Here is a 14,464-nt window from a genome sequence, read left to right on the forward strand (position 1 = left end):
GACACTCAAAATCTTAAGCATTGAAGCTTTCAGTCAATTGAGGTACCACTTGTTTCTTACGTGAAACGGCACCAGCAAGGAAGGCGTGGTTGTTTTCAAGTTTGAAGCTGAAAGCCGCTTCGACCTTATCCATATTAGCACCAAGTGCTAGGATTTCTGAGTTTGAGTTGACAATATCTGTAATCATCAAGACAAAGTCAGAGTAGCCGTTTGCTGTATTAGCAGCTTGCATTGCAGCTTCGATTTCTGCTTGGCGTTCCAAAACTTCAGCGATATCAACTGTGTTTACTTGAGCAACACGGACATTGTTTCCGTTCAATTCAAAAGTTTTAGCATCGATGTCAATCAATTCGTCAGCAGATTTGCTAGCCAAGTTTGTACCAGCTTTCAACATAGCCAAACCATATTCTTCCAAGTTGACACCAGCTAATTCAGCTAATTCAGGAGCAATAACTTTATCTGTTGGGTGTGTTGTTGGTGATTTCAAAAGAAGAGTATCTGAGATCAAACCTGAAAGCATCAAACCAGCAATCTCTTTAGGAACAGCTACACCATGTTCTTTGAACATACGGTAAACGATTGAAGACGCAGATCCAACTGGCTCCAAACGCATGTAAAGTGGGCTTGCAGTTTCAAAATTAGCCACACGGTGGTGGTCTACAACACCATAAACTTCTACTTCAGCGATATCTGATACAGATTGTTGGAATTCATTGTGGTCAGTCAAGATAACTTGCTCTGCACCTTCTGCTTTAGCAGAAGTGATAACACGCGGTGCTTCCACACCAAAATAGTTCAAGACAAAGGCTGTTTCTTCATTTGGAGTTCCAAGAGCAACAGCTTCCGTATCCAAACCGTATGCTTCTTTTGCAAGGTAGGCAAAGGCTACAGATGACCCGATGGCATCTGAGTCTGGATTTTGGTGACCAAATACTAGAATCTTAGACATGATAATACCTCATTTTGTTTATTCTCTTTATTGTAGCATTTTTTTCGCTTTTTGACAAAAGTAAGAGGAGTCAAAGGGCTCCCCACTACTCTTCAAAATAACTGAGTAAATTTCTATCTTGATTTTCAGATAAAAATTGCTCCTTCTGTGGCCTCTTCTTACGCTTGAGCAGGGCTTCTGCCGACATGGCTTCTGCCTTACTAGCAAAACCTTGAGCATAGATGAGTTTGACCGGCAATCGTGCTCGTGTATATTTGGCTCCATTCCCACTATTGTGGACAGCGAGGCGTCTTCTCACATCAGTCGTATATCCTGTATAATAGGAACCATCACGACACTCCAGGACATACATATAAGCCTTATGATCCATAATAAATCTCTTCAAGTTCGGGCGTATAGGAACCATCATCATTGTGGACAATCAAAGGGGGTAAAACCTTAAAACCACTCGTTGAGCCATCCTTGATAGCTTCAATCAAGAGCATATTAGCTTCCTTTTCCCGCTTTGGATAAACAAACTGTAGGCGCTTAGGGGCTAGATTATGCCGTTTCAACATGTCCAAGATATCCAAGAGGCGATCAGGACGATGAACCATGGCCAAGCGACCATTGGACTTGAGAATACTTTGGGCACTACGACAAATTTCCTCTAGATTGGTCGTGATTTCATGGCGTGCCAAGAGGTAATGTTCGCTCTCGTTCAGGTTGGAATGCGGATCCACCTTGAAATAGGGCGGATTACACAAAATCATATCCACCTTACTTCCCTGAATGTAAGCAGGCATATTTTTTAAATCATCACAGATGACCTGCATTTGCTCCTCTAATCCATTCAAACGGACAGAGCGTTCAGCCATATCTGCCAAACGCTCCTGAATCTCAACAGCCAAAATCTGTGCCTGAGTACGAGTGCTAGCAAATAGCCCCACTGCTCCATTTCCAGCGCAGAAATCCACTATCAAGCCCGTCTTAGGAAAACGTGGAAAGCGTGACAAGAGAACACTATCCACCGAATAGCTAAAAACCTCTCTATTTTGAATGATTTTGATATCTGTCGAAAAGAGCTGGTTAATGCGCTCCCCTGATTTTAATAATTGTTCTTCTTCCATGGTCCTATTATAGCAAATTTATATTAACATTACAAAGAATATAGATTTCTAACTAATTCTTCTGCTTCTTCAAATGTTGAAGGGCTTCCTTGGTCCAAATTGGCATCATTCTTTTGAGAGGCGCAAAGCCGTAGTTAAAGCGGTCGCTTGAAAAGCGTCTCCGTCTCGGAAACTGGTGCTTTTCTTCCTCTAAAGTACGGATAGAAAGACTAGCTTTCCCTGTAAATTCATCTAAATCCACTACCTGAACCTGAACCTCTTCATCGACTTTCAAGGCGTCATGAATATTTTCAATAAATCCTGTTCGAATCTCCGAAATGTGAATCAGCCCCGTATCGCCCGTCTCTAGCTCAACAAAGGCACCATAGGGCTGAATCCCTGTAATACGGCCCTTTAGTTTATCACCGATTTTCATCTTAGTCCTCGATTTCAATAGTTTCAATCACAACATCTTCAACTGGCTTGTCCATAGCCCCTGTCTCAACAGCAGCAATGGTATCCAAGACAGCGTAAGAAGCTTCATCAGCTAGCTGACCAAAAACCGTGTGACGGCGGTCTAGGTGAGGGGTTCCACCTTGGTTGGCATAGATTTCTGCGATCGGTTCTGGCCAACCTCCACGAGCAATTTCTTTCTTAGAATAAGGCAGGTGTTGGTTTTGGACGATAAAGAACTGACTGCCGTTGGTATTTGGACCAGCATTAGCCATGGAAAGAGCACCACGGATATTGTAAAGTTCTTCTGAGAACTCATCCTCAAATGATTCGCCGTAGATTGACTCGCCACCCATACCAGTACCAGTTGGATCTCCACCTTGAATCATAAAGTCCTTGATAATACGGTGGAAAATGACACCATCATAGTAGCCATCTTTTGAAAGAGCTACAAAGTTAGCCACTGTTTTAGGAGCATGTTCAGGGAAGAGCTTAATACGCAAGTCCCCGTGATTGGTCTTAATAGTCGCGATAGGACCTTCTACTGTTTCAATGTCTACTTGTGGGAAATGCAATTCTTTTTCTACCATACCAAATCTTTCTAAGGCATCAAAAATACCATCTTCTTCTAACGTTTTTGTAATATAATCTGCTTTTTCTTTGATGTTATCATGGGAAATTCCCATGGCAACGCTGATTCCAGCATAATCAAAGAGTTCCAAGTCATTCAGCCCATCTCCAAAAACCATGACGTTCTCTGGTTTCAAGCCAAGGTGTTCCACAACCTTTTCCACACCCGTCGCTTTGGAGCCTGAAATCGGCACAATATCAGACGAATGCTCATGCCAACGAACCATGCGAAGTTTGTCTGAGAGACTGTCAGGCAAGTGCAAGTCATCTCCCTTATCTTCAAAAGTCCACATCTGATAGATATCTTCTTTTTCATGGAAATCTGGATCCACATCCAAATCGGGATAAATTGGATTGATAGCCTCACTAATCATATCGGTGCGAGTCGACAACTTGGCATCATGACTCCCAACCAAACCATACTCAATTCCTTCTTGCTTGGCCCAAGAGATATACTCTTCAACATCTGACTTCTCAATCTGATGTTGATAAATGACCTGACCTTTTTTATCTTCGATATAAGCCCCATTCAGAGTTACAAAAAAGTCAGGCTTGAGATCACGAATCTCTGGCACAACACCAAAAATCCCTCGTCCAGAAGCAATACCTGTCAAAATTCCTTTCTCACGTAATTGCTTAAAAACAGTTGGGATTGAAGCTGGAATAAAACCTGTCTTTGAATTCCTCAATGTATCATCAATATCAAAAAAGACAATCTTGATTTTCTTTGCCTTGTATCTTAATTTGGCATCCATCTCACTACCTCTTTCAATCTAACTCTTTCCATTATACCATAAAGTAGAGAAATCCCACATCCCCAATAAAATCCTTATCTCTTATCCGAATTCCTTTACTAGATACAAAACCAAATCATCATTATTTTGGCTAGTTGCATTCATTTCCAAGGGTTGATTTCGATACCAGACACCTGTCCCATCTGGAATGTAGCCCCGTCTGATATACAATCTCTGGGCAGGGCCATAGCCTAAGTGCAAACCTACACCAAGAGTGACCTTACTCGAAACAACCTTGACTCGTTTTTCTGCTTCTTCTAGCAGTTGATTCCCAATCCCTTGATTTCGAAAAGGCTCAAACACATTAAAATCTGATAACTCTGGATAGACTTCTGCAAAAGGACCATGTTTAGCAGAGGGCAAAATAGTAACGTAGCCCGCTACAGCTCCATCAATCTCTGCAACTAAGACTTCTCTCTCCCCACTTTCCTGTTCCAGAAAATATCTAGCCAAAATTTCCTCTCTACCAGGCCAACCTTGATTGATAAAACCTTTGGACAGGTATTTGATATCCGATTCAATCATTTTTCTAATAACAGCGTTTCCCTTCATAAGATACTCCTTTAAAAATTCCTACTATCATTATAGCACGTTTATAGAGAAAGAAAAAAGGCCCAGCAGGGTCTTAATTCGCTTTCTTATTTTCAAACTCATGAAAAAGAAGTCCCCCGGACCTAACTCGCATTCTCATTTCAGGCTCGTGAAAAAAAGACCCACTCGGGTCTTAACTCGCTTCCTTATTTCCTAGCTCATGAAAAAGAGGTTCACCCGGACCCAACTCGCTCTCTCATTTCAAGGCTCGTGAAAAAAAGACCCGTCGGGGTCTGAAAAAGAGATCCACCCGGACCTGAAAAAAAGACCCAAACGGGTCTTTTCTTTAATCTTCGTTTACGAAAGGCATCAAAGCCATTACGCGAGCGCGTTTGATAGCTGTTGTTACTTTACGTTGGTTTTTAGCTGAAGTTCCTGTTACACGACGTGGAAGGATTTTCCCACGTTCTGAAACGAAACGGCTAAGAAGCTCAGTATCTTTGTAATCAACATATTCAATTTTGTTTGCTGCGATGTAATCAACTTTTTTACGGCGTTTGAATCCGCCACGACGTTGTTGAGCCATGTTTTTTCTCCTTTATAATTTTAGTTGTCCATTAGAATGGTAAATCATCATCTGAAATATCCAATGGATTTGTTGCTCCAAATGGATTTTCATCACGTGAAAAGTCTGGTACTGAATTTGTAGGTGCTGAATAGTTTGCAGTTGGTGCAGAGTAAGCTCCACCTGTATGACCTTCACGCACGCTACGGCTTTCCAACATTTGGAAATTCTCAGCCACGACCTCTGTCACGTAGACACGTTGTCCTTGCTGGTTATCGTAACTACGAGTCTGGATACGACCTGTCACCCCGATAAGTGAGCCTTTTTTAGCCCAGTTAGCAAGATTTTCAGCCTGTTGGCGCCACATAACGACATTGATAAAATCAGCCTCACGTTCGCCATTTTGACTCTTAAATGTACGGTTTACTGCAAGAGTAAAAGTCGCAACTGCTACATTTGATGGGGTATAACGCAACTCAGCGTCACGTGTCATACGCCCTACAAGTACAACATTGTTAATCATAGTTTACCTTCTTACGCGTCAGTTTTGACGATCATGTGACGAAGAATGTCAGCGTTGATTTTTGAAAGACGGTCAAACTCTTTAAGAGCTACGTCGTCGTTTGCTTCAACGTTAACGATGTGGTAAAGTCCTTCACGGAAATCTTTGATTTCGTATGCAAGACGACGTTTTTCCCAAGATTTTGATTCAACAACAGTTGCACCGTTGTCAGTCAAAATAGAGTCAAAACGTGCTACCAAAGCGTTTTTAGCTTCTTCTTCAATGTTTGGACGAATGATATAAAGAATTTCGTATTTAGCCATTGATATGTTCCTCCTTTTGGTCTAATGACCCCAAGACTTTGCAAGGGGTAAGTGAGGTTCGCTCACAATAAACTATTATACTAGAAAAAAATTTTTTACGCAAGTAAAAACTCTGAAATAAAAAAGAAGATGACGAATCATCTTCTCAAAAACTATAAGTTTTTAGTCTTCTTTTTTCTTGCGAGCAAGAAGTCCAAATCCACTTAGGGCTCCAAGAAGTCCAAGCGCTGCAAGGCTAGCGTTAGCTTCTGTACCTGTGTTAGGCAATTCTTTTTGACCATCAACATATTTAAGTGTTGCTGGTTGTTTTGGTTGCTTAGGTACTGTTGGCATTTCTGGAGTCACTTGTTGCTCTGGGGTCTCTGGCTCTTGTGGAGAAACTGGTTGTACTGGTTCAACTGGTGTTGGAGTTGGCATCTCAACTTTGCGGAAGATATGTCTGATATTTCCATTTGGATCCGTCACAGTCTTCACATATTCGTAACCTGGAATTCTTCCCGGTTCTTTAGAACCTGGCTCAGTTGGTTTCAATGGATTTCCATTCTCATCAGTCCAAGTAGTTGTAATCTCTTTACCTGGAGTTGGTTGAGGAGCTGGTGTTGGTGTTATGACTTTTTCATAAACATGAACAGTATCTCCATTTGGTAGTTTCTTCGTTTCTACGAAGCGGTAACCTGGGATATCTTTCTTAGGTTGTTCGCCGTCTTCTCTTGGATAATTTGGAATAGATACTTCTTTACCATTTGGATCAACTGTCACATAAGACGTTGTAATCTTAGTATAGTTGATTGGTGTATCTTGACTCGGATCAGTTGGTAATGTTGGTGGCACATAACCTTTTGTTGGATCTTCTGGATCAACTGGTTTCAACGGATTTCCATCTTTATCTCTTGGAATGTAACCTGGAACATAAGGAATTACAATATCTTCCGTTGGTATACCCGGTTTAGTTGGATCACCATTTGGATCATTTGGATAATCAATACGTGGAGGATTTGTTTGTCCTGGCACGTTTGGAATCCAGGCTCCAAGTTTCTTATAGACAACTTTTTGAATGATATCTTTGTCTTCAGCCTTAACAGTTTGATCCTTGGTAGATGCCTCAATATCTCCACTTACTGCAATATAACCTTTAACAAGTGGAAGTTTGTTACCAGAAAGAACATCAGTTGTAGCTTCTTTCCATTCGCCGTAAGTAACTTCACCTGTCACCAAGTTCACCTTAGCATCACGAGTAAATTTAACGGATGAAGTCACAGAAGTAGTAACCTCTTTACCATCTCCATCAACATAAGTAATTGTACGAGTTACTTCTTCTGAAGTTGTCAATTCCTTAACGCTTTCAGGCCATACTGGTGAGTTTGGATCCTCTGGGTCAATTGGTTGACCTGGAACTGGTGTCACATCACTTGGAATAACTGGAACAAGGCGTGGTTGAACAGTAACAACAAATTTTTGAATAGCTTTTGTATCATTATCAAATGATTGCTTGCTGCCATCAGCTTTTGTAAACTCATCAGACACAAGTTCGTAGCCAAGTTTTTTCAGTACGTTGATACGTTCTGCAGTAGAGTAGTTCATTTCAGAACCAGAATCACCTTGAAGGATATCCACTTCACCAAGAATTGTTCCGTTAGTATCTTTGTAAGTTACAGTTGCAACTTGTGTATCAGACTTCACTTCATAAACAGTTGGTATATACTTAGCTTTCGCTACAGTGCCATTAGTATCCTTACGTACAATAGTTACTCCTGTTGCAGTTCCAACGAAATCTTTATTTGGTGTGAAGGTTACCCTACCTGTTGCATCAACAGTATACGTTCCTTCGTTTGGAACTGTTTTACTTGTTGTACCATCTTCAAATGTAGCAGGAACAGTATTGTCCATTGGTACATCTTTATGACCAGGTACAAATGTTGGTGTACCAGATTGAGGAGTGTTCTTAGGACCTGTAGAACTTGTATCCACACCTGTTGGTGTAACTGGGGTTACAGTTGGAGTGTAACTTGACTCAACAGTTGTACCATTTGTAGGATCTGTTACTACTACTTTAGCTGAATCTGGTGTGCCAACGAAGTCTTTATTTGGTGTAAAGGTTACTGTACCAGTTGGATCGATTGTATATGTACCAACTGTCTTACCATCCTTAGTCGCTGGGATAGTTGTTTCCTCAGTTCCAACGAACTTAGCTGGATTATCTGTTGTTGGTTTCAACTCAGTTCCATCAGCATGTTTATATGTTGGAGTACCTGTCTGTGTCTTACCTTGGATATCAGTTGATGTAGCAGGTGTTGTAGTTGGTGCTACTGGTTTATAGATAACGTATACTATACTATCAGTTGATTCGTTTGTTACCTCAAGGCTTGTAACAGTTTTCTTATCATAAGTATAATTAGCTACTTCTGGAGAAACCACTTCCTCAAGCGTTTGTGCTGCTGACCAGTCAGTATATTCCACATTTCCTGTTACCAAGTTAACGCTTGCGCTACGTGTGAAGGTTACTGTTTGAACTTTATCAGCTGTTACTTCTTTACCATTCTCATCGTTGTAGCGGTACTTAATTGTACGAGTAACTGTCTTAGTTAACTCAAGATTTTCTGCAGTACTTGGCCATACAGGTGAGTTTGGATCTTCTGGATTAACTGGCTGTCCTGGAACAGGTTTCTCATCATTTGGAGTCACTGGTTCCACACGTTGTTTAACTGTTACCGTGAAGTTTTGATTCACCGCTGTGTCGTTATCAAAAAGCTTATCAGCTGTCGTTGCTGCAACGAAACCATCTTCTACTAACGTATAGCCAGCTTTTTCAAGAGCTGCAATTGCTTTTTCACGATTAACAAAGTCGATAGTTCCTTTATAAACACCTTCTACTGTCTCAACAGATGCTTCTGGTACTTTAGCTGAATCTATCGCAACTTCTGCACCAGTTGTTATATCATAGTAAGAAATAGTTGCTGTTTGAACATTCTTTCTATAAGTATATGTCACAGTAGTTGGATCATTTGTAACTTTACCTGAAACCTTCTTAGTACCTTCATCAACCTGACCATTTGTTGTTTCCACTTTAACAAGAGTGTAACCAGGAATTTCTTTTGGCTCAGTTGTAAATGGAGTTGTTACTTTTTCGTTGTTTACTGGAGTTGTTGAAGGAGAGATAACGTTACCTTCTTCATCCTTATACTCAACAATGACCGTTCCATCTTCAGCAACAACAGTTGGAGTGTAAGTAGTTGTTACAGTAGTACCGTTGATATCTGCAATTTGTACACGTACTGGTGTAGCTTTGCCTGTAAATTCTTCAGTTGGTTGGAATGTAATGACATTAGTTGTTTTATCAAGAGTGTAAGTTCCTTCACCATCAACCGTAACTGTAGTTACAGCATTTCCATTCGCATCAAGAAGTGTCAAAGTACTCTTATCAAGAGCTACTGATTTTGGTTGACCATCTTCACCTAATACTTCAGATGTTTCTCCTTTGGCGAAGTTCAAAGTCGTAGCATCTGTATCAGGAATGTCAAAAACAATTTGTGATGTTTGCACTTGACCTTGCTTACCAGCTGTCGCTGATTCTTTAGCTGTTGGGACTACAGGAACTACTGTTGGAGTATAAGTAGCTGTACCTGTGATGACTGTTGATTCATCTTTTTCATTAGTAATAGTAGCTGATGCTTGAACTTTTACTGGTGCTGGTGTTCCTGTATAAGTTGCAACTGGTTGGAATGTTACTTTGCCTGTTGTTGAATCAATTGTGTATGTACCAACATTTTCAACAGTCACTGAAGTTGCAGTCGTTGGATTTCCAGTAGCTGGATCTACAAGTTTGTAATTTGATACTGGAGCACTCTCATCTGATGATGAGAATAGTGGCGTTTCTGACTGCTGTTCACCTTGGATATTCTTAGATGTTACATTTTCACCAGTAAGCGTGATTGGTGTTACAGTTGGTTTATAAGTAGCTGTTGCTGTCTCACCATTTGAATCTGTTGCTTGAACAGTTACTCCTGTCCCTTCTCCAGTAAATGTTGGGACTGGTACGAAGGTTACAACACCTGTTTTTGGATCAATTGTGTATGTTCCTTCATTTGCGATTGTAACACTAGTAGTTGGTTGTAGAGTTGTGGGATCAAGTAACTGACGTTTCGCAATTGTTACTGATGAATCTGATGTTTCAAATTCTGGTGTTCCAGTTTGTGTTTTGCCTTGAACGTCTGTAGATGTTGCATTTTCAGCTGTCATAGTTACATCTGTTACAGTTGGTGTGTAAGTAGTCGTTACAGTAGTACCATTTGCATCTGCAATACGTACACTAACTGGTTTTGTAACAGTTCCTGTGAATGTTGCGACTGGTTGGAAAGTAATAACATTTGTCGCTGTATCCAGTGTATAAGTTCCCTCATTTGCAACTGTTAAAGATGTTACAGCAACACCATCTGCATTAAGAAGAGTTACTGATGCTGTATTAAGATCAACAGATTTTGTTGTATTTGCATCAATAGAAACTGTTCCTTTAGCAAAGTTTACAGTTGTATCATCTGTATCTGCTGCGTCAAACTTAATAGCAGAAGTTTGGGCTTTCCCTTGAGGTCCAGTTGTTTGAGACGCTACTGCTGTTGGTTTTACTGGAACTACTGTTGGTGTATATGTAGCTGTCGCAGTTGCAGTAATATTAGCATTGTTAGTATCTGTACCTAAAATAGCAGTTAGTTTGACAGTTACTGGAGTTGCTGGTCCTGTGAATGTTGGAAGTGGTTTAAAGGTTACAACACCTGTTGCTGGGTTAATTGTATAAGTTCCCTCATTTGCAACTGTTAAAGTATCAACTAGACTACCGTCAGTTGCAACCAACTTAGCTGGTGATGTTGCACTTGGTGAGATGGTTGAACCATCACCTACAGAAGTAAAGGTTGGTGTTCCTGTTTGAGTAGCTCCTTGGATATCAGATGATGTAGCATCGTGACCTTCAATCGTGTCTGTTACTGTAATGTGGTAAGTAGTTGTAGCTGTTGATGAGCCAGCCCCATGATCCACACCAGATTCAGTTCCACCTATTGTAGCATCTGTAGTGTAATTGCCATTACTATCAATAACGTCAACTGTTACTGTATAGACTCCCACTTCATTCAGTGTATAACCACTGGCAAGATTATAGTTACTTGCATCTTGTTTAGTATCATAAGCCTTCTGAACTCCTGAAGGAGATGTTACCGTAATACGAGTAATGTAAGTTGTTTTTCCGTACTTAGTATCTTCTGTATCAGAGATTGTCACTGCAGCTTTTGCTTCATTACGGAGATCTACCGCAGTTCCTTTTGTAGACGTATAATCCTGTGAACTTGCTGTTGGTTTTGTATTAACTACAGTTGCAACATCTGAGTTTGTCGCAATTGTGCCTCTAATAATACCACCAAATCCTGATTTAGTTTGCACCTCCCAAGAATTGTCACCCAATTTGGTAGCAGTCACTTCTGTACCATCTGATGAAGACCAAGTATTGGAATGTTTATCATAAGTGATTGTTACTGACATTCCATCACCTGCTTGACTAGTATTCTGAGAAGAATATACAGTGAGTGGGCGAGTTGGTGTATCAACACTTGTTACTTTACCATTTATATCTAGCTGACGAGTATACTCATAGATGTAGAATTTCATTGCTCCATCTTGTTGCGCTTCAGTATACACTTCGCGTTTTGTCCACGTTGTAGTTCCATCACCATTTGGTGTCTTTACTTCAGCATAATCAGCTGGAAGTTCCCAATGACCAGATGTACTGTTTAATTTTGCGATGTGTTTTTGACCGTCAGTTCCAGTTAATTCAACTTGTTCACGTAGGAAAGTTCCCTTAACATTTTCAGATGATGATTCTACTTTAATGTTATCCACACCAACTTTTGCGGTTGCTTCTGATGTGACGGGAATATTAAAGACAGTATTAGAATCTACGGCACCTAATTCTTGATTTTCAGTAACTGCTGTATTGGTTGAGCCACTATCTACAAGCCACTTACCGTTAACCACTTTTAGATTTGTTACAGTTCCATCTGGCATCGTTACTTTTGCACTTGTTGCACCTTTAGAGATTTTAACAGGAACTGTTGTTGAGTAAGTTTCAACGTTTTGAACCTCAACTTTGGGTTTCACCACAACTGTGAGGGAAGCATGCGCCTCTTGACCTGATTGGTTCCAAACATTATTATTAGCCAGTTTATCGTAATCTTTAGCATATACTGAGACAGTATAGATACCTGCCTCCGTAACCTTCCCTCCAATAATAGCATTACCCTTATTGGTTCTACCATTAGCTTGCTCATCTTTTGTACTATCAGAAAGACTGTAGTTGGTCCCAGGAATCAACACTTTAGAATCATCTAAAGTCGTTCCTGTAGTATTATAGCCTGACACACCAGTCACAGCTGGTGAATTCTGTTTACGAACTGTAATTACCTTGCCTTCAGCTGTTGTATAATTATAGTTTCCAGCAGTACCCTTAGGAATCGCACTTGATCCAGCATCATCATAAAATCGGATATTGATATTCGCATCATCACCTACAGTACGTTCATAACGAGCAGAATCAGATTCTATTGTAGGAGGTGTGGTGTCTTGCCACCCTACCCAACCAGCACGTAAATTCTGAAGTCGAAAAGTTACTGAACGACCGTCAGTATGGCTTGCAGTTACATCAAAACGTAAATCATATACCCCGTTTTCAATATTGGCAGAGATCACCCCTTGAATAGTATCTGTAGCCTCATCATATGCTAAACCAGGAACAAGGTTGGTTGGTGTTACAGAAGTAAGACTCCAGCCAGCTTGCTTAGCAGCCTCTGTAACAGCAATACGATCTTTTAATCCTTTAATATATACGCGATCAATTCCTTGTTCGTATCCATATCCGTAAATTTCAGTAGCTAGGTATTCATACCCACCGTTAGCTGAATAAATCGCAGTTGCTGCATTTGAAATCCTTGAACCATCTGCACGAAGTTTATTTCTCCATAAAGGAGCCTCTTCTGCTAACTTTTTAGCAGCCTCTGGTGTTAAAGGATAATCAACACGCCCTGTATTATTATGTCCTCTTGTTCCACCTTGTTCAGTATGCATCCCATTTCCAGCATTTTGTTGATCTCCATCACGTTGGTTAGAATACACAACTACTTCTAGGCCTGAAGTATCAGTTCCAGCCCCTTTGGTTAGTGTCATTTCTTGGTGTGGAATTGTATATGTATCTGATCCTGTATGGATTGTTGCATTTATTTCTGAAGCATGAGTAGTACTTGAAGATCCTTCAACATAAAAATCTTGTGCTGCCAACGCTACAGCAAACTTCCCATCACGACCAATTCCTGCTTTTTTAAGCTCACTGTAAACCGCAAGAATTGATTCATTTAAGCGGGCTAATTGGGCATCTACTTGTTCCTTTGTGACACTCTTGTCAGCTAAAAGAATTTTTGATTCGTCAATTACGGATTGGTTCTTGGCTACCGCTGCTTCAATTGCAACTCGATTCTCTTCTGCTACTTCCTTCTTACGAAGTTCTGTAACCGCAAGTGTATTGGTTACATCTGCTTCTGATGAAACTTTATCGAGTTCTGATTTAGCTTCTGAAAGAGCTTTTTCTGTTGGTGTAGCGTTTCTTTCCGCTTCTTCTTTTGCTACCTTATCTTTATCAGCCTGTTCTTTCTCTAATCCAAGTTTATTTGATTCAGTTACAACTGTTTTCAATGAAGCAAGAATATCTTTTTGAATATTTACCTCTTCTTGCTTGGCAGTTTCATTTGCCAAAACAGATTTCGCAGTAGCTAAGGCTTCACGAGCATTGGCTACAACTGAGGCATCCGCATACTTAGCATTGGATAATGCAGCCTCTAAATTTGAAATACTCGTTTCAAGAGGTGACTTATTTACTTTAACTACTTCTTTCTTAGGTGTTTCAGCTGTCTTTTCTGTCAACTGAATATTACTTTCTCCTAATTCTGGAGAAGTATTTCCTACTTTCTGAATATTTTCTTTGAAATCTGAAACTGGATTTTGTTCAGTCGCTGAAACTGCTCCATTTCCCAAAAACATCAAACCAGCCGCAATCGCTACCGATGCCGCGCCGAAACTATACTTACGAATACCGTAACGTATATACTTTTCCGTTCTAAAATCTTGCTGTTTGCCCTTCATTAGACTTAGAACCTCCTTTATGCATGTTTTTTAATATTGAATTGAAGTATCCAGACAAATAAAAAGACCCCCCCCCCTTAAATTTTTTAGTAATATTAAGAGGTTATCATTTTGAAAAAGGTTGCCCAATAATTATCAATATCACTTAATATTGTATCATGCCACTATTATTAATTCAAGTTTAATGCCTATATATAATTATCATCTCAATCTAATAGCTAACTTCTCAAAGTAACTTCCACTTGCCTGACCAAAGTGGAAATTAGTCTAAAACGGATTTTTATGGTGGAATTAAGTATGAGACGTTTGAGTTAGAAATGAGATTCACTATGACAAAACATAAACATCTTACCCTTTCAGACCGTAATGATATCCAACTGGGCTTAGAGCGCGGTGAAACCTTCAAAGCTATTGGACAGTCCATTCTAAAAGACCCAACTACTGTTTCTAAAGAAGT

The 14,464-nt window shown here is 40.1% G+C and carries 11 protein-coding genes; 1 reads left to right on the forward strand and 10 read right to left on the reverse strand.

Translation table 11 applies throughout. The annotated features are described in order from the left end of the window. Positions 1-13: 13 nt before the first annotated feature. The 10 genes from N8M09_RS09695 to N8M09_RS09740 form a co-directional block, all read right to left on the reverse strand. Positions 14-949 carry a manganese-dependent inorganic pyrophosphatase gene (locus N8M09_RS09695; RefSeq protein WP_261065024.1) on the reverse strand — a complete coding sequence of 312 codons (936 nt, stop codon included), beginning with the start codon at positions 947-949 and terminating at the stop codon, positions 14-16. An 85-nt stretch (positions 950-1,034) separates the two neighbouring features. After that, entirely contained in the window at positions 1,035-1,319 is a 285-nt protein-coding gene (locus N8M09_RS09700) for a GIY-YIG nuclease family protein (protein ID WP_261065025.1), read from the reverse strand. Further along, positions 1,309-2,058 carry a tRNA1(Val) (adenine(37)-N6)-methyltransferase gene (locus N8M09_RS09705; protein WP_261065026.1) on the reverse strand — a complete coding sequence of 250 codons (750 nt, stop codon included), beginning with the start codon at positions 2,056-2,058 and terminating at the stop codon, positions 1,309-1,311. Before N8M09_RS09705 ends, N8M09_RS09700 begins: the two co-directional genes overlap by 11 nt. Positions 2,059-2,110: 52 nt before the next feature. Then, the gene (locus tag N8M09_RS09710) at positions 2,111-2,473 is read right to left on the reverse strand and encodes a S1 RNA-binding domain-containing protein (RefSeq protein WP_033677723.1); all 363 of its coding nucleotides are present in this window, start codon (positions 2,471-2,473) and stop codon (positions 2,111-2,113) included. Position 2,474: 1 nt separating this feature from the next. Beyond that, positions 2,475-3,875 (reverse strand): bifunctional Cof-type HAD-IIB family hydrolase/peptidylprolyl isomerase, encoded by a 1,401-nt coding sequence (locus N8M09_RS09715; RefSeq protein WP_261065027.1) that lies wholly within the window; start codon positions 3,873-3,875, stop codon positions 2,475-2,477. A gap of 81 nt (positions 3,876-3,956) precedes the next feature. After that, positions 3,957-4,466: a GNAT family N-acetyltransferase gene (locus N8M09_RS09720; protein WP_261065028.1), complete on the reverse strand. Its 510-nt coding sequence runs from the start codon at positions 4,464-4,466 to the stop codon at positions 3,957-3,959. A 325-nt stretch (positions 4,467-4,791) separates the two neighbouring features. After that, positions 4,792-5,031: a 30S ribosomal protein S18 gene (gene rpsR / locus N8M09_RS09725; protein WP_000068664.1), complete on the reverse strand. Its 240-nt coding sequence runs from the start codon at positions 5,029-5,031 to the stop codon at positions 4,792-4,794. Positions 5,032-5,062: 31 nt separating this feature from the next. Then, on the reverse strand, positions 5,063-5,533 hold the full coding sequence (gene ssbA, locus N8M09_RS09730; protein WP_000609606.1) for a single-stranded DNA-binding protein SsbA: 471 nt from the start codon (positions 5,531-5,533) through the stop codon (positions 5,063-5,065). An 11-nt stretch (positions 5,534-5,544) separates the two neighbouring features. After that, a complete protein-coding gene (gene rpsF / locus N8M09_RS09735; RefSeq protein ID WP_001151780.1) occupies positions 5,545-5,835 on the reverse strand; it encodes a 30S ribosomal protein S6 in 291 nt (96 codons plus the stop codon). 162 nt (positions 5,836-5,997) lie between these two features. Next, a complete protein-coding gene (locus tag N8M09_RS09740) occupies positions 5,998-14,007 on the reverse strand; it encodes a mucin-binding protein (protein WP_261065029.1) in 8,010 nt (2,669 codons plus the stop codon). A gap of 329 nt (positions 14,008-14,336) precedes the next feature. On the opposite strand from N8M09_RS09740, the gene N8M09_RS09745 reads away from it, so the two are divergent. Further along, on the forward strand, positions 14,337-14,464 hold a 128-nt coding region (locus N8M09_RS09745; protein WP_142999761.1), incomplete at its 3' end, for a helix-turn-helix domain-containing protein.

Origin of the sequence: Streptococcus mitis (assembly GCF_946190375.1) — a bacterium.
In the GTDB taxonomy this organism is placed as follows: Bacteria; Bacillota; Bacilli; order Lactobacillales; family Streptococcaceae; genus Streptococcus; species Streptococcus mitis_CJ.